The sequence below is a fragment of the Roseobacter sp. HKCCD7870 genome (assembly GCF_037830315.1).
Taxonomy (GTDB): domain Bacteria; phylum Pseudomonadota; class Alphaproteobacteria; order Rhodobacterales; family Rhodobacteraceae; genus M30B80.
Genome location: NZ_JBBLYO010000001.1, coordinates 425,866 through 446,776, shown reverse-complemented (window position 1 = coordinate 446,776; position 20,911 = coordinate 425,866). Strand labels below are relative to the sequence as shown.

The 20,911-nt window shown below is 56.5% G+C and carries 15 protein-coding genes; 9 read left to right on the top strand and 6 right to left on the bottom strand.

The window, feature by feature from the left end; genetic code table 11:
• The first annotated feature begins 12 nt into the window (after positions 1 to 12).
• The 7 genes from AAC637_RS02300 to hflX all read left to right on the top strand — a co-directional run bounded on the left by AAC637_RS02300 (position 13) and on the right by hflX (position 9,860).
• Positions 13 to 1,407, top strand: coding sequence for a response regulator (locus AAC637_RS02300; protein WP_340302141.1), 1,395 nt, complete (start codon positions 13 to 15; stop codon positions 1,405 to 1,407).
• 21 nt (positions 1,408 to 1,428) lie between these two features.
• Positions 1,429 to 3,756: a sensor histidine kinase NtrY-like gene (locus AAC637_RS02295; protein WP_340302140.1), complete on the top strand. Its 2,328-nt coding sequence runs from the start codon at positions 1,429 to 1,431 to the stop codon at positions 3,754 to 3,756.
• A 13-nt stretch (positions 3,757 to 3,769) separates the two neighbouring features.
• Entirely contained in the window at positions 3,770 to 5,158 is a 1,389-nt protein-coding gene (gene ntrX / locus AAC637_RS02290; protein ID WP_340302139.1) for a nitrogen assimilation response regulator NtrX, read from the top strand.
• A gap of 108 nt (positions 5,159 to 5,266) precedes the next feature.
• Positions 5,267 to 6,643 (top strand): Trk system potassium transporter TrkA, encoded by a 1,377-nt coding sequence (gene trkA, locus AAC637_RS02285; RefSeq protein WP_317654618.1) that lies wholly within the window; start codon positions 5,267 to 5,269, stop codon positions 6,641 to 6,643.
• Positions 6,644 to 6,690: 47 nt separating this feature from the next.
• Positions 6,691 to 8,199, top strand: a complete 1,509-nt coding sequence (locus tag AAC637_RS02280; RefSeq protein WP_340302138.1) for a TrkH family potassium uptake protein — start codon at positions 6,691 to 6,693, stop codon at positions 8,197 to 8,199.
• A gap of 132 nt (positions 8,200 to 8,331) precedes the next feature.
• Positions 8,332 to 8,565: an RNA chaperone Hfq gene (hfq, locus tag AAC637_RS02275; RefSeq protein WP_317654620.1), complete on the top strand. Its 234-nt coding sequence runs from the start codon at positions 8,332 to 8,334 to the stop codon at positions 8,563 to 8,565.
• Positions 8,566 to 8,609: 44 nt separating this feature from the next.
• Positions 8,610 to 9,860 (top strand): GTPase HflX, encoded by a 1,251-nt coding sequence (gene hflX / locus AAC637_RS02270; RefSeq protein ID WP_340303126.1) that lies wholly within the window; start codon positions 8,610 to 8,612, stop codon positions 9,858 to 9,860.
• Here hflX and AAC637_RS02265 read toward each other — a convergent pair.
• From AAC637_RS02265 to hemB, 3 genes are all read right to left on the bottom strand, one after another.
• Positions 9,857 to 12,331: a penicillin acylase family protein gene (locus AAC637_RS02265; RefSeq protein ID WP_340302137.1), complete on the bottom strand. Its 2,475-nt coding sequence runs from the start codon at positions 12,329 to 12,331 to the stop codon at positions 9,857 to 9,859. The genes hflX and AAC637_RS02265 overlap by 4 nt on opposite strands.
• Positions 12,332 to 12,342: 11 nt before the next feature.
• Positions 12,343 to 12,930, bottom strand: coding sequence for a lipid-binding SYLF domain-containing protein (locus tag AAC637_RS02260; protein WP_340302136.1), 588 nt, complete (start codon positions 12,928 to 12,930; stop codon positions 12,343 to 12,345).
• Between the two features lie 114 nt (positions 12,931 to 13,044).
• Entirely contained in the window at positions 13,045 to 14,043 is a 999-nt protein-coding gene (hemB, locus tag AAC637_RS02255; RefSeq protein WP_340303125.1) for a porphobilinogen synthase, read from the bottom strand.
• A gap of 118 nt (positions 14,044 to 14,161) precedes the next feature.
• On the opposite strand from hemB, the gene AAC637_RS02250 reads away from it, so the two are divergent.
• Both AAC637_RS02250 and mfd read left to right on the top strand, forming a co-directional pair.
• Entirely contained in the window at positions 14,162 to 14,683 is a 522-nt protein-coding gene (locus AAC637_RS02250; protein ID WP_340302135.1) for a hypothetical protein, read from the top strand.
• Positions 14,684 to 14,721: 38 nt separating this feature from the next.
• Entirely contained in the window at positions 14,722 to 18,177 is a 3,456-nt protein-coding gene (gene mfd / locus AAC637_RS02245) for a transcription-repair coupling factor (protein WP_340302134.1), read from the top strand.
• Here the strand turns inward: mfd and AAC637_RS02240 are convergent.
• Genes AAC637_RS02240 through AAC637_RS02230 form a run of 3 tightly spaced genes read right to left on the bottom strand, consistent with a single transcriptional unit; the run spans position 18,174 to position 20,817 of the window.
• Entirely contained in the window at positions 18,174 to 19,385 is a 1,212-nt protein-coding gene (locus AAC637_RS02240) for a multidrug effflux MFS transporter (RefSeq protein WP_340302133.1), read from the bottom strand. The genes mfd and AAC637_RS02240 overlap by 4 nt on opposite strands.
• Positions 19,382 to 20,035 carry a DsbA family oxidoreductase gene (locus AAC637_RS02235; protein ID WP_340302132.1) on the bottom strand — a complete coding sequence of 218 codons (654 nt, stop codon included), beginning with the start codon at positions 20,033 to 20,035 and terminating at the stop codon, positions 19,382 to 19,384. Before AAC637_RS02235 ends, AAC637_RS02240 begins: the two co-directional genes overlap by 4 nt.
• Complete coding sequence (locus AAC637_RS02230; protein WP_340302131.1) at positions 20,032 to 20,817, bottom strand: 3-hydroxybutyrate dehydrogenase; 786 nt, start codon at positions 20,815 to 20,817, stop codon at positions 20,032 to 20,034. Before AAC637_RS02230 ends, AAC637_RS02235 begins: the two co-directional genes overlap by 4 nt.
• Between the last annotated feature and the right edge of the window lie 94 nt (positions 20,818 to 20,911).

Genomic DNA, 20,911 nt, shown 5'->3' with positions numbered 1-20,911 from the left:
GGAGTTGAGACGATGGATGGCACCGTTCTGGTTGCAGATGATGACCGCACAATCCGCACTGTATTGACGCAGGCGTTGACGCGGGCAGGGTGCAAGGTTCACGCAACCTCTAGCTTGATGACGCTGATGCGGTGGGTCGAAGAAGGCAAGGGTGATTTGGTGATTTCTGATGTGGTCATGCCAGATGGCAACGGCCTTGAGACATTGCCGAAGATCACCGAAACGCGACCCGGCCTGCCGGTCATCATCATATCGGCCCAAAATACGATCATGACGGCGATCCAAGCCACGGAAAAAGATGCCTATGATTATTTGCCCAAACCATTTGACTTGCCAGATTTAATGAAACGCGCGGCCCGCGCGCTGGATCAAAAACGGCGGGCCTCCGTTGCGCCGCCTGCGCGGGATACTGGCGCCGATGGTGAGGCGCGCGCCACTGTTGCGCAGCATGATCTGCCGCTTGTGGGGCGCACGGCTGCGATGCAGGCGCTCTATCGATTGGTTGCGCGGGTGATGAACACCGATCTGCCCGTTCTGATTTCTGGCGAAAGCGGCACGGGCAAAAGCTTGATTGCACGGGCGATCCATGATTTCTCAGACCGCCGTACGCTGCCTTTTGTTGTGGCAAGCGCCGATGATCTTGAGGGGGTCGATGGCCCCTCCACGCTGCTAGCGCGGGCCAAGGGCGGCTCGATCCTGTTTGATGAGGTGTCTGATCTCAGCGATGAGGCGCAGGCCCGTATCGTGCGTCTGCTTGACACGATGCGCGAGAATGATGCCCGTGTGATGGCCACAAGCCAGCGCGATCTGTCCGAAAAAATGGATGCAGGCGATTTCCGCCAAGATTTGTTCTACCGCCTTGGGGGCGTGTCGATTTCTGTGCCCTCCTTGCGCGAAAGGGTGGATGATATCGCGCTTTTGGCCGAGCATTTCTTGATCCGCGCTGAACGCGATGGCATGCCCTTGCGCCGCTTGTCCGATGATGCGGTTGAATTGATGCGTGCCTATTCATGGCCGGGAAATGTGCGGCAATTGGAAAACACCATTCGCCGTTTGGTGGTCACAGGACAGGGCGAAGAAATCGCGCGTGCCGAATTGCAAATTGTGCTTGGCAACCAGCCCGCGATGGAGCCATTTACAGGCGGCGGCGATGGGGATCGTTTATCCGCCTCTGTGGCCAAACATTTGCGGCGTTATTTTGATCTTCACGGCGGTGTTTTGCCGCCTCCAGGCTTGCACGCACGAATCCTACGCGAAGTGGAAACGCCACTTTTGGAAATCGCGCTAGAGGCCACGGGCGGCAATCAGGCGAAATGTGCCGATTTGCTCGGGATCAATCGAAATACCCTCAGAAAGAAAGTCTCTGATCTCGATATACGCGTGACACGGCGGCGCAAATTGATGTAAACTCGCCACAGGGCGTGACATATGGGCGACATATGGCGCGCGTCAGGCGAAATTCGTGGCCGCGTTTGCGGGTCGCGTAAAAGACAGGCGGGGCAGGTGGCAAAGCCATCAAATGATAAGGCGATATCGGCTTGGCGCCGATTGATCCTGTTACAAAGCACCAAGCGCTTGCGCAATGCGGGCACATTGGGGCTTGTAACGCTCGGGCCTGTATTGGCACTTTTGACATTTTTGGTGCTTGGCCCGCTTGGCGATTTGGCCTCTTCGCCTGCCTTGCGCCTAATCTTGTTGGCGGATTTGGTCTACATTCTTGTAATCGCCGCGCTCGTGGCGCGCCAAGTCGTGCGGATGATCGCAGCACGGCGTAGCCGCTCGCAAGGATCGCGATTGCACATGCGCCTGACAGGTGTCTTTGCGATTGTTGCACTTTTGCCGACCATTTTGGTCGCGGTTTTTGCAACCATCACCCTGAACATGGGACTTGAAGGATGGTTTTCGACCCGCGTTTCAGGCGCACTTGGCAATTCGGTGGATGCCGCCATCGCCTATCAACAAGAACATCGCACGGATTTAGACGAAGATGCGCGCGCCCTTGCGGCCTTTTTGGACAATGCCGCACGCAATGACGGGGCTACCACGGATGGCGACCTTCGCCGCCTTTTGGGGCAAGGGCAGGGCCTCATCCAGCGTGGTCTGCGCGAGGCTTATGTGATCAGTGCAACAGGCGAAATTCGCGCGCGCGGCGAACGCTCGTATTTGTTTGATTATGATCAACCCAGTGACGCTGATCTTATCCGTGCGGCTGAGGGTGAGGTGGTGTTGATCGAAGATCGCGCCCAAAACGAGTTCCGCGCCCTGCTGAAGCTCTCGCAATATCTTGACCGCTATCTCTATGTCAGCCGTGAGGTGGATGGGCAGATTATGTCGCTGCTCGATGAAACCCAGCAAACTGTGCAGCTTTACAGACAATTGGAAAATGAGCGCGGGCGCGTTTTATTCGAATTTGGCCTGCTCTATATTGGCTTTGCGCTGATTGTGATCATGGCGGCCATTTGGTTGGGGCTGTGGTTTGCCGAACGTCTGTCGCGTCCCGTGGGGCGGTTGGCCGCCGCTGCTGAGCGGATTGGTGAAGGTGATCTTGAGGCGCGTGTGCCTGAGGAAAAAAGCGGGGATGAAATCGCAACGCTTGGCCGCGTGTTTAACCAGATGACCTTGCAACTTAAGGCGCAGCGCGATCGCTTGGTTGAACAAAATGACAGAACCGAGGGTCAAAGACGCCTCTTTGATAGTGTGCTTGGGTCGGTTACGGCTGGCGTGATTGGTGTCACAGCAGAGGGCGATGTTGAGTTTATCAACCGCTCTGCGCAGCGGCTTTTGAGCCTGTCTGAAGATGAATTGCACATTCACGGTGCCTTGGCTGTGCTTGTGCCAGAATTTGCTGATCTGCCATCGCGCTTGCGGGAACGGGGCAGCGATACGTTGCAAGAGGAATTGCGCCTCACCCGTAATGGGGCGCAAGAGACGCTTTTGGTGCGCATCGCGGTGCGGGGGCGCAGTGATGGCGCGATTGAGGGATATGTGGTTGCATTTGATGATGTCAGCGATTTGGTCGCGGCACAGCGCATGGCCGCATGGGGCGATGTCGCGCGGCGCATTGCACATGAGATCAAAAACCCACTCACCCCTATTCGTTTGTCAGCGGAACGTGCGGCGCGTAAATTTACCAAGATTTTGCCCGAAGAAGACGGTCAAAGCCTGAAAGAGTTGACCGATGTGATCGTGCGCCAGACCAATGATCTGGCCCATATTGTGGATGAGTTCTCGCGCTTTGCGCGTATGCCTGAACCAAGCCGCCGCCGTGAGGATATCGCCAAGCTGTTGGAGGGGGTTGTGACCCTTCAACGCGCAGGTCAGCCTGAGGTTGAGATCACCCTGACAAAGCCCGAAGGCGAGATTTGGGCCGAGATTGACGCAACCATGATCGGGCAAGCCTTTACTAATTTGATCAAAAACGCGGGCGAGGCCATCGAAACATATTGCGAGAAACATCCACAAACGCCCCATCACGGCGAGATCCGCGTGGCTTTGGTGGTCGAGACTGGTGCCGCGCAGCCCGTGCTGAAAATTACAATCAACGACAACGGAATAGGCCTGCCCGAAGACCGCGCGCGCCTCTTTGAGCCCTACGTCACTACCCGTGAAAAGGGGACGGGGCTTGGACTGCCGATTGTGAAAAAAATAATCGAAGAACATGGCGCAAGCCTAGAATTGAGAGATGCGCCGCCATTTGGGGGTGGCGCGCATCAAGGAGCGCAGGCGGTGATCCACCTGCCGTTAATGATTGGCTAAATGAGGGGTATTCATGGCTGATATACTTGTTGTCGATGATGAGCGTGATATTCGCGAATTGGTTTGCGATATTCTGCAGGATGAGGGGTTTTCCACGCGCATGGCGGGAAATTCCGATGAATGCATGGCGCAATTGCAGCAAGAGCTGCCCGCGCTGATCATCCTCGATATTTGGCTTAAAGACAGCCATATGGATGGGATTGATATCCTCAAAACAGTCAAGCGCGATATGCCCGAAGTGCCCGTGGTCATCATTTCCGGTCATGGGAATATCGAAATCGCGGTGGCTGCGATTAAACAAGGGGCTTATGATTTTATTGAAAAGCCCTTTAATATTGATCAGCTCTTGGTGGTCATTCGCCGCGCGATGGAGACGTCCAAACTGCGCCGCGAGAATTCGGCACTGAAACGTAGCGAGACGCGGGTTGGCGAAATGCTTGGGCAATCTGCCACCTTCCGCAATCTCAAATCGCAATTGGATAAGGTCACGAAATCCAATGGTCGCGTGATGCTGACAGGCCCTGCGGGCAGCGGCAAGGAGATGGCCGCGCGCTATATTCATGCACATTCTAACCGTTCGGACGGGCCTTTTGTCACTGTGGCCTGTGCCGCGATTGCACCTGATCAGATGGAGGTGGTGCTGTTCGGCCGCGAAAGCCCCGAACGCGGGGTTGAGCAGGGGTTGCTTGAGCAGGCAAATGGCGGTGTTTTGCTGCTTGATGAGGTGGCGGATATGCCCCTTGGCACGCAGTCGAAAATCTTGCGGGTTTTGGTCGATCAGGCCTTTACCCGCGTTGGCGGTGCTTCAAAGGTGCATGTGGATTTGCGGGTGATTTCCTCAACGACAAAACATCTGCCAAACGAAATTTCCGAAGGTCGCTTCCGCGAGGAGCTGTATCACCGCCTCAATGTTGTGCCAATTGAGGTGCCAAGCCTTGAGGCGCGCAGCGAAGATATTCCGATCTTGGCTGAATATTTCATCGAGATGTTCCACCGCGAGCAAGGTCTGGCTTTGCGCAAAATTGCCGATGATGCGATGGCAACTTTGCAAACTATGCGTTGGCCAGGCAATGTGCGCCAATTGCGCAACTTGATCGAGCGCGTCTTGATCTTGGGCGAAGGGACAGGCCCGATCAGCTTGGATGATCTTCCTATGAGCGATGAAGGAAAATCAGGCACCAGCGAGGCCAGCCTCTCACCAGGTTTGACCATGCTGCCCTTGCGCGAGGCGCGTGAATTGTTCGAACGGCAATATTTGATGGCCCAGATTAACCGCTTTGGCGGCAATATCAGCCGAACTGCAGGCTTTGTCGGGATGGAGCGCAGCGCGCTGCACCGCAAGCTGAAATCGCTCGGCGTGGTGACATCTGGCAAGACGCAAGCGGGCGAAGAGGTGGAGTGAGCCACAAGCGTAAGGGTGGGTATTGGCAATTGACCCCGTGCTGGGTTTCTGCCAATCCTGATCCCCTTGAAGGCGCACTGAACGTTATCGCGTAAGGATACGGGAAAGATGAAAGTCATCATTTGTGGCGCGGGCCAAGTGGGTTGGCAAATTGCGCGACATCTTTCAGGCGAAAGCAATGATGTAACGGTGGTAGATAACAACCCCGAATTGGTGCGCCGTGCGACCGATACGTTGGATGTGCAGGGCCTCACGGGGTTTGCCAGCCACCCCGATGTGCTTGAGCGCGCAGGGGCGCGCGATGCCGATATGGTTATCGCAGCTACTTATTCTGATGAGGTGAACATGGTCACCTGTCAGGTGGCTCACTCGGTCTTTGGGGTTCCGCGCAAAATCGCGCGATTGCGCGCGCAATCCTACCTCAAGGCGGATTATTCCGATCTCTATCGTAGGGATCACCTGCCCATTGATGTTGTAATCTCCCCCGAACGCGAGGTGGCCGAGGCCGCATTGCGCCGCTTGTCACAACCCGCAAGTTTTGAGTCCGAGGTATTCCTCAGCGGTAAGGTGCAGCTGCTTGGTATTCAGCTTGAGGATGATAGCCCCGTCTTGGAAACCCCGTTGCGTCAGTTGACGGAATTGTTCTCGACCTTGCGCGCGATGGTAGTGGGGGTGCGCCGTGACGGCACGCTTTTTGCCCCTGAACCTCGCGATCAGCTTTTTGCAGGGGATCAGATTTACGTCTTTACCCATACGGATGATGCGGCGCGCACCCTTGAGATTTTTGGCAAAACGCAATCGCGTCAAGAACGTGTGGTGATCATTGGCGGGGGCAATGTGGGTCTTGCTGTTGCGCGCAAATTGGAAAGTGCTGCACATCGTCCCCGCGTGCGTCTGATCGAGGCCAATCGCGCCCGCGCTGAACGGGCGGCAGATGCGTTGGAACGCTCGATCGTGCTTTATGGCGATGGCATGGATATCGAGATCCTGCGCGAGGCGGGGATTGATAAATCAGACGCCGTTCTTTGCGTCACGGATGACGATAAAACCAACCTTCTCGCGTCTGTGCGCGCCAAGGCCGAAGGGGCAGGGATGGCGATTGCGCTTGTGAATGATCCTACTATGGTGCCGATGATGGGCCCACTGGACATTGATGCCTATGTCAACCCGCGTGCAACCACTGTGTCGAGCATCCTGCGCCATATCCGCCATGGCCGTGTGCAAGGGGTTTATTCAATTGGCGATGCCGAGGCCGAGATCATCGAGGCGGAAGTGATGTCGACCTCGCCGCTTGCGGGTAAGCAAATCCGCGATATCGAATTCCCCGAGGGCGTTTTGGTTGGGGCGCTGCTAAAAGCGGGGGATGTGATCCGCCCTGCAGGCTCGACCCGTTTGGATGAGGGCGATATTATCGTGATGTTCGCCTTGTCGAAAGATGTGCCTGCGGTCGAGGCCTTGTTACAAGTCTCGGTCGATTTCTTTTAAGCAGCCGCCGCTGCGGCCCGCCCGTCTAGTCAGCCCGTGAAGTCAGCATGAGCATTGATCAAAGCATCGCTAAACTGCCGCTTTTCGTGATCCTCATCGGGATTTCGGCAGGGGCGATGTTATTGCCCTCAATCGTGGCTTTGGGGCAAGACGACATGCCAACAAGCCGCGTCTTCTTTTACAGCGCGATTTTATTCTTCATTTTGGCAATGCTTCTTGGGTTTGTGACCACCAGTTCCGTGCGGGTGCAAACGGGGTGGACACAGCTGATCACCTTGCTTTTGGCCTATCTGCTTTTGCCGCTAATCTTGGCCTTTCCTATGGATGCCTCCATGCAGGATGCCCGCTTTTTCACCTGCTATATCGATATGGTTTCGAGCCTGACCACGACAGGCGCCAGCTTCTTTGATGCAGAACGCCTCAGCGATCCGTTGGTGATGTGGCGCGCGACTGTGGCGTGGTTTGGCGGTTTCTTAATCTGGCTCTCTGCGATTGCGATTTTGGCACCGCTGAATTTGGGCGGCTATGAGGTGACATCCGAGGCGCAGGTGAAGGGGCTTCAGACCCGATCAGCGGGGCAGATGCGCGCCGCTTCGCCAGAGCAGCGCCTTGTAAAACATGCACGCCGCTTGGCCCCGACCTATATCGCCTTGACGATTATCTTGTGGGTTTTGCTGATGATCACAGGGTCGGAAAGCTTGCCCGCGCTGATCCATGCAATGTCAACCTTGTCCACATCGGGGATCAGTTTGAATGGTCAAGTCGGCTCTGTTGGGGCCGAGGCGATGGTTTTGATTTTCTTTATATTTGCCCTGTCACGCCGCAGCTTTACCCATGCGTTGAACCGCGAATACCCGCTCCGCATGTTAAAAGATCGTGAAGTGCGTCTGGCCTTGGCCGCGATTGTGATCGTGCCTGCGCTGTTGTTCCTGCGCCATTGGTTTGGCGCCGTTGAGACGGAAACAGCGCAGTTTTCAGATGCGGTGGCATCCCTATGGGGGGGCATTTTCACCGTGGCCTCTTTCCTGACCACCACGGGTTTTGTCAGCCAAGGCTGGGATGCTGCAAGCCAATGGTCGGGCATCGATGCGCCGGGCATGGTGTTGATCGGTCTGGCCCTGATGGGGGGTGGGGTTGCGACCACGGCGGGCGGGGTGAAATTGCTGCGGGTCTACGCGCTCTATAAGCATGGGTTGCGCGAGGTCGAGAAACTGATCCACCCGCATTCCGTTGCGGGCGCAGGCCGCTTGGGGCGGCGTATCCGCCGTGAGGGGGCCTATATCGCATGGGTGTTTTTCATGCTTTTGACCCTCTCCATGGCGCTGTTCATGTGTCTTTTGGCGGCCACAGGCCTCGATTTTGAGACAGCCATGATTTTGACCATCTCTGCGCTCACCACCACAGGGCCTTTGGCCGCTGTTGGGGGTGAAACAGCGATCAGCTTTACGGGTCTGAATGACCTTGCCAAGATGTTATTGGCCTTTGCGATGATTGTGGGGCGGATGGAGACATTGGTGCTGGTCGCAGTGATCTCGCCACGGTTCTGGCGCGGTTAATATATATTTTTTCACGTTTTATTTTGGAAGTTTGAAATCGGGGTTTAATTTTCCCAAAATTATCTTCATACTTGCCGCAAATTGACAGTGTTTGGAGCCAACCAAACAGCACAACGATAAGGCGAAACTAAAATGGCCGACACGAAAACAAACTTGCAGGATTCTTTTCTGAACCATGTGCGCAAGGCAAAAGTGCCTGTGACAATTTTTTTGATTAACGGGGTGAAGCTGCAAGGCGTTATCACTTGGTTTGATAATTTCTGCGTGCTTCTGCGGCGCGATGGCCAGTCGCAGCTTGTCTATAAGCATGCGATCTCCACGATTATGCCCGCGCAACCAATCAGTCTTTATGAAGGCGAAGAGTGACGCCAAATAAGGGCCGCGATGAAGGTCTGACCAAGGGCGCGGATATGCGCGCCTTTGTTCTCCACCCTGACATCCTGAGCGATAAAAACCGTCCCGAACCCACCGCAGCCCTTGAGGAGGCGGTGTCGCTTGCCATGGCGCTGCCTGATCTTGAGGTTGCCCTGTCTCAGGTGGTGCGGCTGCCGGCGGCTAAGCCGGGGCGTTTGTTTGGCACGGGCAAATTGGCAGAATTGAAAGATCAAATCAAAGACCATGATGTGGGTCTTGTCTTGATCAATGGCGCAGTGACGCCCGTGCAGCAGCGCAATTTGGAAAAGGATTGGGGGGTCAAGCTGCTGGATCGCACGGGTCTGATCCTTGAGATTTTTGCAGCCCGCGCCGCCACCCGCGAGGGGGTGTTACAGGTCGACTTGGCGGCCCTATCCTATCAGCGCACCCGCCTTGTGCGCGCATGGACGCATCTTGAACGTCAGCGGGGTGGTTTGGGGTTCGTGGGCGGCCCTGGCGAAACCCAAATTGAGGCAGACCGCCGTGCCATTGACGCGCAAATGGTGCGCCTGAAGCGGCAATTGGAAAAGGTGGTTAAAACTCGATCTTTGCATCGCGCGGCGCGCGCCAAAGTGCCTTATCCCGTTGTGGCCTTGGTGGGATATACCAATGCGGGGAAATCCACGCTGTTCAATCGCGCAACGGGTGCGGATGTTTTGGCGCAAGATATGCTTTTTGCCACGCTTGATCCGACCATGCGCGCCATTCATTTGGCTGATGGGTCAGAGGTGATCTTGTCCGATACGGTTGGCTTTATCTCGGATTTGCCGACCCAATTGGTGGCGGCCTTTCGCGCCACCTTGGAGGAGGTTTTGGACGCTGACCTTATTTTGCATATGCGCGACATTTCGCACCCGCAAACCGAGGAACAGGCAGCCGAAGTGCATTTGATCCTTGAGCAATTGGGGGTGTCCAAGGATGTGCCGCAGATCGAAGTGTGGAATAAGATCGACCGACTTGGCCCTGAGGCGCAGGACAGTTTGCGTGTGTTAGCCGCGCGGCGCACTGATGTTGTCGCAATGTCTGCATTGACAGGCGAGGGGGTAGATCACCTGCACCGCATGATTGCAGCGCAACTGGCCCCGCCAAAGATCACCGAAACCCTGCATCTGCCCCATTCCGCAGGCCGCGCGCGCGCATGGCTGTTTGAGCAGGGCGTGGTGCGCGACGAGCACGTTGATGATCAGGGCCAACATTTCACAGTCGAATGGACTGCCACCCAAAGTGCGCGGTTTTCCAAACTTTAGCGCGGGATCAAGGTTGTGATCCCAAGGTTTCCTGCCCGCGCAAGGGTTGGGTCAAGGCTCATGGGAAGGTATTCGCCGCGCCGCCACAGTTCGGATAAGTCGTCATAATGACGGCTTAACGGATGGCCCGATTGGCCCGTGGAAATGACAAAGACACTGCTGTCGAGATCGGCAAAGTCATACACCCCGCGATAGCCTGCCGCGTGACGATTTTCATAGGGCGCTTCCCCCTCCCATGAAATGGCCCCGCGCATCAGGCTATGCGGCCCGCCCGATGTGGATTGGCGGATATTCACAATCCACGAAAAAAGATCGGTTTGGCCCAAGACGGGGTGACGATGCACCGCCTCATGTGCCGCGCCCCACCGCCAACCGTCCAAATTCGCGCCATATGTCTCGCGCAATTCAAGCAAGGCATCGTCAAGCGCGGCCTCTGCGATTTCAGGGCAGGTCTCAACGCGCGATGTCGTTCGCAGATCACACCAGACCGCTGCGCCATCGATGTTGCGGAAAACGCGCTCGATAAAAATTGGTTCAACCGCATAAAATTGATCAGCTAAGGGGCCGATATCGTCACGGATCAGCCGCTGTTGCAGCGCGCGCATCCACGCGATGTAGATCAAGGGCTCGGGCATATGCTCGTTCATATTGCCGTCCCAATCCGCCAAACGCTCCAAGGCGCGGGCGCGCATCCGCTCGGGCGTGCCTTCGGGGCCGGTTGTACTTGTGAACCACAACTCCGCCCCAACCAAAGGCAGAATATTCACAGCTGCAGCAGAGACGGGATCAAGCTGCGCTTCGATGAAACTATCGCGCGTATGCACTTCGCGCATTTGCATCAACCGCTGCCAGCGTAACACGCGCTGCGTATCGCCCCAATTATAGCTCAAATGATCTGGAAAGGCGCGATCTATCGTTTTGTTATTGGTGTTGCCAACGATGCCGCCCTCTGGGTTCACAAAGCTTGGATTGGCCTCAGCGGGCATCATGCCGCGCCATCGGTTCTGGTCAAGCCATCCTTGCGCAGGGATGCGCCCCTGACCAATCATCTCAGGATTGCGGCGGGGTTGGCGGCCAATGACCTGCAGCGCAATATTGCCTGCACTATCGGCCAAAGTCAGGTTTTGCGAGGGCGCGATATGAGCGCGCGTGGCGCGAATGGCTCCATCCACGGATTGCGCACGCATTAAGGCAAGCCCCGCTTGCAAACTGGTATTGCGGGGGTTGAGCGCCGTCCATGCCAAAGCCATGACATGGTTTTCAGGCGTGACCGTTCCCAATTGCCAATGGGTCGCAGGGATGACGGGGCCATTTCGGCTGTTGCGCAGAGTGATGGTTACAGGCGCACTATCGGCGACCTGAATAATCTCTTGGCGCGTCTCAAAGGGGATAAACTCCGCCCCCGCGCGGTAAAGCGTAGGATCGTTTGGATCAAGTTCTTCAACGAAGAGATCCATATCATCGATATAGGCCGAGGTCATGCCCCATGCCAAACGATCAGAGCGCCCAACGGCCACGATGGGCATGCCAGGAATGGTCGCCCCAATTACCCCGCCTGAGGCCAGTTCAAGCCGCGCCAGATACCAAATCGACGGGGCGCTTAAATCCAAATGGGGGTCATTGGCCAGAAGGGTAGCGCCGCTTGTCGCGCGAAATGGGGCTGCGGCCCATGCGTTGGACGCCCCCGCAAGGCCGCGGGGCGCCACAGGATAGAGCGGGTCCTCAATGCGGGGCATGGTTGTGATTTCAGCAAAATCACTGGGATCTGCGTTGAATAGGCTTGCATATTGGGGCAGCGCCGCGATGCCCGCACCCGGGGCATCGGGCAGCAAATCACGAATGCGTTCAGGGCGATCTAGGGCCAAAATCGCGCGGGCCCGTAAGACATCGCTTTGCGCTTGGTCACTCAAGGTGAGGGCCATCAACATTGAGATTGCGATACTGTCTTGCGGTCGCCATGGGGCGATATCGGGTTCAAACAAGAACAATTCGGGCGCACCACGCCCTAAGGCCTCGCGCGCGATTTGATCCAACCACCCATTGACCCCTGCGGCATAGGCCTCGAGATCGTTGCGGGCGGCGGCCGAGTATTTGTCATAAGATGCTTCCGCATAGGCCTCGAGATCTAGGCGGCGCATGAGGTCATCGCTGCGTAGGCTGCGGTCTCCGAATATTTCAGAAAGGCGGCCTTGTGCCGTGCGGCGCAAAACCAACATCTGCCACAGCCTGTCTTGGGCATGCGCAACGCCAAGGCCGTAGAACACATCTTGGTCGGTCGTCCCAAATATATGCGGGATTGCCCCTTGCGCGCGCACAATGTCGGCGCCGTTTTCCAAGCCTGCCATACGCCATGTGGCGTTATACTGGGGCAGGGATCGCGCGGCAAACCAATAGGCAATCGTGGTTGCAACCACGACCACAAAGATCACCACTGAGGTGATCCGCACAAACCAACGCAGCAGCGACCCCATTGCCCTGTCAGTTACGGGATGATGCGCGAGTAGCGCGTGCCTTCAAGCGTGGCGCCCGCAATCAGCCCCGCCTGACCAAACACCACCGCAATCACGGGATTTGTCAGGGTGTTGCTGTCGATGCCTAAAGATGCGCCGCTTGCGTTAAAGGCATAGCGCACATCGGCACCAACCGCCCAACCCGGCGAGCCACGGAACGATCTAAGCGCCTCTTCAGTCATGAAAAACAGCGCATGTGCATATTGCTGCGCACCGATTTGAAATCCGAAAGATCCGCTGATTGCGTTGTAATAATCAACTGTTGCGCCATTGATACGCAATGCGCCGCGCCCATAAGATGCGCCAAAGCCAAAGCCAGCCTCGGTGACCAATGGCATGATCAAAACACCAGCCGCGGCATAGGCCAGTTCTTCTGTTCCTGGAATTTCTTGGAACATGAATTCCTGCGCGCTGTCCACGCGTGCATCCAGACGCTGCGAGGCTTGCGAATTCACCCCATTGCCGCAGGCCGCCAAGAACGGCACCGCTGTCCCGCCAAGCACGAAATTGCGGCGGGTCAAAATTTGGGGCGAATGAGATGTTTTTGTTTCACTGCTCATATGTGACCTCATTCCCTGTAATGTCTCTGCCTATCTTTTACGGGGTCGCGCGCGGTTTGTCATGACCAAAGCGGCCCAATTTTATCAAATGACGCAGGTTTGAGGTGTTTTTGCCTAGCCCTGTAGGATGGCCGCAACCCTTGGGGCGAAATAGGTCAGCACACCATCACAGCCCGCGCGGCGGAAACACATCAGGCTTTCAAGCATGACTTTTTCGCCGTCTATCCACCCGTGTGCGGCGGCGGCCTCGATCATCGCGTATTCGCCTGAGACCTGATAGGCATAGGTCGGCGCGCCAAAGCGGTCTTTGACCGCGCGCGCAATGTCGAGATAGGGCTGGCCTGGTTTCACCATAACCATATCCGCCCCTTCCATCAAATCGCGCTCAACGCAGGCCAAGGCCTCGTTACGATTGGCGGGATCAATTTGATAGGTTTTTTTATCGCCTTTCAGCGCACCAGACGCACCTACCGCATCACGAAATGGCCCGTAATAGCTTGAGGCGAATTTGGCCGCATAGGACATAATCGTCACATTGCGGTGGTTTGCCCCTTCAAGCGCGCTGCGAATGGCGCGGATGCGGCCATCCATCATATCCGATGGCCCCAAGATATCTGCGCCTGCCCCGGCCTGCGCCAATGCCATTTTCACCAATGCCTCAACGGTTTCGTCATTGATGATTTCATCATCGCGCACATAGCCGTCATGCCCGTTGATATTATAAGGATCGAGGGCAATATCGGTCATGACCGCAATATTTGGGGCGGTCTTTTTAATGGCGGCAATCGCGCGATTGGTCAGGTTTTTAGGGTTCCACGCCTCTGCGCAGTCCTCGGTTTTAAGCGCGGGATCTGTATAGGGGAACAGGCAGATCGCGGGAATGCCAAGCGCCTCGGCCTCCTGCGTGGCTTTGACCACCAGATCAAGCGACAAACGATTGACCCCGGGCATGGAGGCGACAGGTTCGCAAACCCCTTCGCCATCGCGCAAAAACACGGGCCAAATGAGATCATTGACGCTTAATTCCACCTCGCGGGTCAGATTGCGCAAAGCGGCGCTTGCGCGGGTGCGGCGATGACGGGCGAGGGGAAACGGGGCTTGGGTCACGCTGATCTCCTTGATCCTATCTGTCTCAAATTTCTGACAGGTCACAGGAGATTTCTCAAGGCTAGAAAAGGCCATAATTGCCGGTAGAAGGGGGCGGGGTGCGAAAATAGGGCCAAGAAAATCAGTGCAGTTTCTCGATCATATCATCACGGTTTTGGATTTCTCCGCTTTTGAGGCGGTGTGGTATTGGGTGTTGTTTGCGCTTTTGTGGTCACATTGGACACAAACCACGCTTGGTGTGCCCTTTGCCATGATCCGCCGTGCCGAATTGGGGGATGAAACTGCGCGAAGTGATGCGCTGCAATTGGCCGAGATCACCGCGCGTGATTTGCGCGGCCTCGATGCACAGCTTGGGCCAATCTTGGTGACGCTTTTAGGGCTGATCTTGGGCTTTCTGGCTGCGCTTGGCTTTTATTATGACAGTCCTTTGGCGCAGTCGGTGTTCTTTCTTGTGATGCCCGCCGTAGGTGTCGGCTATTTGCGCAATGGTTTGGCGCAGGCTTGGCCGCAGATCCCGCCACAGGATCAGATCCGCGCATTGATGCGCCATCGCCGCCGTTTGCAATTCTTTGGCAGCGTGTTGATTTTTTTCACGGCGATTTGGGGCGTGTTTTTCCTTCAACGTGTGCCGCAATCACCGCTTTGATCTTGACACGCGGGGCTGCCCCTTTACCTGACGCTTCCATGTCACACGCAAAACCCCAACCCGCCCATATTCGCGCCTCTGGCGTGCCCGAAGGATATGACGCGCAGATGATCCTGCGCGAATTAGAGCGCGCGGGGTCTGATGAGGCAATGGTGCTGCATATTGCGCGTGATGACAAACGTGCTGAAAGCATTGCCGCTGCGCTGCAATTCTTTGCCCCTGATCTGACCCTTCTGCGCTTTCCCGGCTGGGATTGTCTGCCCTATGATCGCATCTCCCCCAATGCCGAAATTTCAGCGCGGCGCATGGCGACCTTGGCGCGGTTGGTGCAGGGCGGGGTTGGGCCTGCGGTTGTTTTAACCACGCTCAATGCGGCCACGCAATTTTTGCCCCCGCGCGATTTGCTGCGTGAGGCGGCCTTTCACGCCACTGTTGGTCAGCGCATAGACGAAGACGCCTTGCGCGCCTTTTTGGTGCGCATGGGGTTCACCCAAACCCCCACTGTGACCGAGGCGGGGGATTATGCCCTGCGCGGCGGTATTATTGACATTTGGCCTGCGGGAACGCCGCAACCCTATCGGCTTGACCTTTTTGGCGATGTTATTGATGGGCTGCGCAGTTTTGACCCTGTAACGCAGCGCAGTCTTGAAACCCTGACCCATTTATCGCTTTCGCCCGTCTCCGAAGTTGTGATGGACGAGGCCGCAATCACGCGGTTTCGACAGAATTACCGCATCGAATTTGGGGCTGCGGGAAATGATGATGCGCTCTATGAGGCGGTCAGTGCGGGGCGCAAATACCAAGGCGTGGAACATTGGCTGCCCTATTTTCACCCCAAGCTTGAGACGTTGTTTGATTATCTGCCCGATGCCGTGGTCACGATGGATGACCAGACTGTGCCGCAGCACGCCGCACGATGGGAGACGATCAGCGATCAATATGACACGCGCAAAACGGCATTGACGCAAAAGGGGCGGTTGGACAGCGTCTATAAACCTGTGCCGCCTGACTTGCTCTATCTTGACGAGACGCGGTTTGCCGCCGCCTTGGCGCCGCATCGGGTTTTGCATTTCTCACCGCTGCCTGCCGCCACGGGCCCGAATGTGATTGATGTAGGCGGGCGTGTCGGGCGCAATTTCGCGCTTGAACGGCAGCAAGAGAATATCAATATATTTGAGGCGCTTTGCGATCATATCCGCGACATGCGCCAATCGCGCGCGGTAATTTTAGCCTCTTGGTCAGAAGGGGCGCTGCAACGCCTGATGCAGATTTTGACCGATCAAGGCTTGTCTGGTTTGGTCAAGCTCGATCATTTCACGCCTGATCTGCCCAAAGGCAGTATCTCCTGCGTGATCTGGCCGCTTGAGGAGGGGTTTACTGCCCCCAATCTAGCTGTGATCTCAGAGCAAGATGTGTTGGGCGACCGGCTGATCCGTCCGCGCCGCAAAACAAAACGTGCCGAGAATTATCTGACCGAGGCGCAAAGCCTTTCAGCGGGTGATCTGGTCGTGCATGTTGATCATGGCATCGGGCGGTTCAAGGGGCTTGAAACCATCACCGCCGCAGGCGCCCCGCATGAATGTTTGGCGCTTGAATATGCAGGCGGGGATCGTCTGTTCTTGCCCGTTGAGAATATCGAACTTCTCAGTCGCTACGGCCATGATGAGGGTCTGCTTGATAAACTTGGCGGTGGCGCATGGCAGGCAAAAAAGGCGCGGATGAAAGAACGCATCCGCCTGATTGCGGATAAGCTTATTCGGATCGCCGCGGAACGCGAATTGCGCCAAGCGCCGATTTTGGGCACGCCTGACGATATGTGGGAGAATTTCTGCGCCCGCTTCCCCTATGAAGAAACCGAGGATCAGCTGTCTGCCATCGCGGATGTGGTGGAAGATTTGGCCCGTGGCCGCCCGATGGATCGCTTGATCGTTGGCGATGTTGGGTTTGGCAAAACCGAAGTCGCCATGCGCGCGGCCTTTATTGCGGCGGCCTCTGGCCTGCAGGTGGCGGTGATCGCCCCCACGACATTGCTTGCGCGTCAGCACGCCCGCACCTTTGCCGAGCGGTTTCGTGGCTTCCCGCTTAAAGTTGCGCAATTGTCTCGCTTTGTGTCCGCGAAAGAAGCCGCAGAAACCCGCACAGGGTTGGCGGATGGCACAGTTGATATTGTCATCGGCACCCACGCGCTCTTGGCCAAAGGGGTGCGCTTTGCCAACCTTGGGCTTTTGGTGATTGATGAAGAGCAACGCTTTGGCGTGAACCACAAAGAGCGGCTCAAAGAGTTCCGCTCTGAGGTTCATGTGCTGACCCTATCGGCCACGCCTATTCCGCGAACATTGCAGATGTCGCTTTCTGGTGTGCGTGACCTTAGCCTGATTGGAACGCCGCCAGTTGATCGGTTGGCCATTCGGTCATATGTCAGCGAATTTGACGCGGCCACCATCCGCGAGGCGCTGTTGCGCGAACATTATCGCGGTGGTCAGTCCTTTTATGTTGTGCCGCGCATTGAAGACTTGCCCGAGATTGAAACCTTCCTGCGGGATCATGTGCCAGAGGTCAGTTTCGTGGTGGCGCATGGCCAGATGGCCGCAGGTGATCTCGATGATCGCATGAATGCGTTTTACGATGGCAAATACGATGTTCTGCTTGCCACAACGATCATTGAATCGGGGATTGATATCCCGACCGCTAATACGATGGTCATTCACCGCGCGGATATGTTTGGTCTGGCGCAGTTGTATCAGATCAGGGGCCGTGTCGGGCGCGCGAAAACCCGCGCCTACGCCTATCTGACGACCAAGCCGCGCGGGAAATTGACCCCCGCCGCTGAAAAACGCCTCAGGGTGTTGGGCAGCCTTGACAGTCTTGGCGCAGGCTTCACCATCGCATCCCAAGACCTCGATATTCGCGGGGCAGGCAATATCGTGGGTGAGGAGCAATCGGGCCATGTCCGCGAGGTGGGGTTCGAGTTGTATCAATCCATGTTGGAGGAGGCGATTGCCGCCATCCGCTCTGGTGCGGCCGAAAGCACCGTCAGTGACGGGCAATGGTCGCCGCAGATCAATTTGGGCGTGCCCGTCATGATCCCCGAGGCCTATATCCCCGATTTGGATGTGCGGCTTGGCCTCTATCGCCGCCTGTCGCAATTGGAAAGCAAGGTCGATCTCGAAGGGTTTGCCGCCGAGATGATTGACCGCTTCGGCCCGCTGCCGCGCGAAGTGAACACGCTGCTTTCGGTCATGCGCATCAAGGCGATGTGCAAACGCGCCCATATCGCCAAGATGGATGCGGGGCCCAAAGGGGCGACTTTGCAATTCCATAATGACAAATTCCCGAACCCTGCAGGCCTTGTTGTCTTTGTCGAAAATCAGCGCGGGTTGGCTAAGATCAAAGATAATAAAATCGTCATTCGCCGTGACTGGGCCAAGGATGCCGATAAGATCAAAGGGGCCTTCGCAATAGCCCGCGATCTGGCCGAACAGGCGAAGGGCTAGCCTGCCTGTTCGGATTTTGGCATCATTTGCATCAGCCCCACGGCGATTGCGGCAAAGATCAGCGTGAATGAGATCAGGGGCAGAGGCGTGCCGTCAAAAAACTGGCCCACAATCGCCCCCAAAACTGCCCCGCCGATGGTTGCGATGGCGCCCATCACCGAACTGGCCGTGCCCGCGATATGGCCCAAAGGCTCTAGCGCGAGGGCGTTCAGATTGCCCAAGGTAAAGGCCGCAGCGGCAAAGATTGTCAGCGTCCATGCAATATAAAGCGCAAAGCCTTGCCCCGCCTCAAAGATCAGGCCAAAGCCCAATAGCGCGATGCTGCTGTTGAACAGCACCACAAATAACGTGCCTCGCACCATCGCACGCATACCAAATCGCATAACCATTTTGCCGTTGATTGGCCCTGAGGGGGCAGCCATCAATGCAATCGCACAAAACCAGAATGGAAATTCAGCGCCGCGTCCAAAGCTGAGGTCAAACATCTGCTGAATGGAGGAAATCACCCCAAAAAGCGCCCCAAAGATGCAGGTTTGCACAAGAATAGAAAGCTGCATTTGCCGCATGCCAAGGGCGGTCGAAATGGCGGATTTGAGGGCGGCAAGATTTGGCTTTTGCCGCCGCTCGGGCGGTAGCGTTTCGGGTTGCCGCAGACCCAGCCATGAGACTGATAAAAGAATAAAGACCAAAAACGCCACGAAGATCGCCCGCCAACCAAAGCCCGCGATAATCGCCGCACCGATTAACGGGGCGATGGCAGGGAAAATGGTGAAAACCAACATGGCATAGGACACAATCTGCGCCATCGCGCGGCCCTGATAAAGGTCGCGCACCATTGCCAAGGTCACAACACGCGGGCCTGAGGCGCCAATGCCCTGTAAGACGCGGGCCGCCAAAACAAGCTCGAGAGAGGGGGCATAATGGGCCAAGATCGCCCCAAGCGCGTAGAACCCTGCGCCGAGATAAATCACGGGCTTGCGTCCCAAAGCGTCTGAAATTGGGCCAGCGATGAAAATTCCGATCCCCATGCCAAAGATAAATGAGGTCAGGATCAATTGCGCGCGGTTGATGTCATCTGGCGAAAGCTCGGCTGCGATTTGGGGCAGGGCGGGCAGCATTGCATCCATCGAAAAGGCGATGGTTGCAAAGAGCACCCCCATCATCGCTGTAAATTCAAGCTTTGACAGGGATTTTGAGGCAGGGGTCATTCGGGGGCCGTTTCTTGGACTTGTTGGTTGAGCTCATCAATCACATTGAGCCAGAAATCGCTAGGCTGTGCGCCGCTAACAACGTGTTGATTGGCGATAATAAAACAGGGCACCCCCGTCACCCCACGGGTGCGGGCATGTTGGTCGCGCGCGGTGATGTCGGCCTGATCCGCATCACCCGCTAAGAGGCGCGCGATGATTGCGCGGTCAAGACCGATCTCGCTTGCGATACCCTCTAGAACATCTGCGGCACCGATATCGCGGTGGCTAATGAAATAGGCCTTGAAAATTGCCACCGCAGCCGCGGTTTGGCGCCCCTCTAGCCCCGCCCAATGGATGAGGCGGTGCGCGTTTAATGTACTGGGCGTGCGGGGAATAGCGGCAAAATCTATCGACAAACCCGCTTTTTCGGCATGTTCCAGAACGGGGGCATAGGCGGTGGCGGCATTGGCCCGCCCGCCGAATTTTGTCTCAAGATAGGTGACACGATCCATCCCTTGGGGCGGCATATCGGGGTTCAATTGGAACGGATGCCATTCGACCACAAAGGGGTGGTCTGCGCGCTGTTCCATTGCGCGGGCAAGGTTCGTCCAACCAATATAGCACCACGGGCAAATCGGATCGGATAGGATGTCGAGTTTGATACTCATAGGGCTGTCCAACCGCCATCAACGGATACGGTTGTTCCTGTGATCTGATCGGCGGCGACGCTGCACAGAAACGCAACTGTGCCGCCCAGTTGTTCAACTGTGGCGAATTCTTTTGAAGGTTGGCGGGCCAACATCACATCACGCACAACTTGGTCACGGCTCATATTATGCGTTTTCATTTGATCGGGGATTTGGGCCTCGACCAACGGGGTCAAGACATAGCCCGGGCAAATGGCGTTTGCTGTGATGGGGTCTTCGGCGGTTTCAAGGGCGGTCACCTTGGTCAGGCCAACGACCCCGTGCTTTGCCGCCACATAGGCCGATTTATAGGGCGAGGCGGTCAATCCATGCGCCGAGGCGATATTGACCACGCGCCCCCAACCCGCTTTGCGCATCATCGGCAGCGCCACAGCCGTGGTATGAAACGCGGATGAGAGATTGATCGCGATGATCGCGTCCCATTTTTCGGGTGTGAAGCCCTCAATCGGGGCGACATGTTGAATACCCGCATTGTTAACAAGAATATCACAGCGCCCTGCCGCCTCAATCAGGGCGCGGCATTGATCGGGCTTCGACATATCTGCCGCGATATAGCGCGCGCTGATGCCATGACGTTTGCCTAAATCAGCCGCCAGATCATGGTCTTCGGGGCGGTCCGTAAAGGAATTGAGAACAACATCCGCGCCCGCCTGCGCCAGTATCTCAGCCACGCCCAGCCCAATCCCCGAGTTTGAACCCGTGATAACAGTGGTTTTTCCTGAAAGATCAGTCTGCAATGCCATGGTAAGAATCTCCTGCGGCTCGAATATGGGGGAGGGGGCCTAGACCCACTGCCGCAGAGAAAACCCCAAAAAAAACGCCGGCACAAGGCCGGCG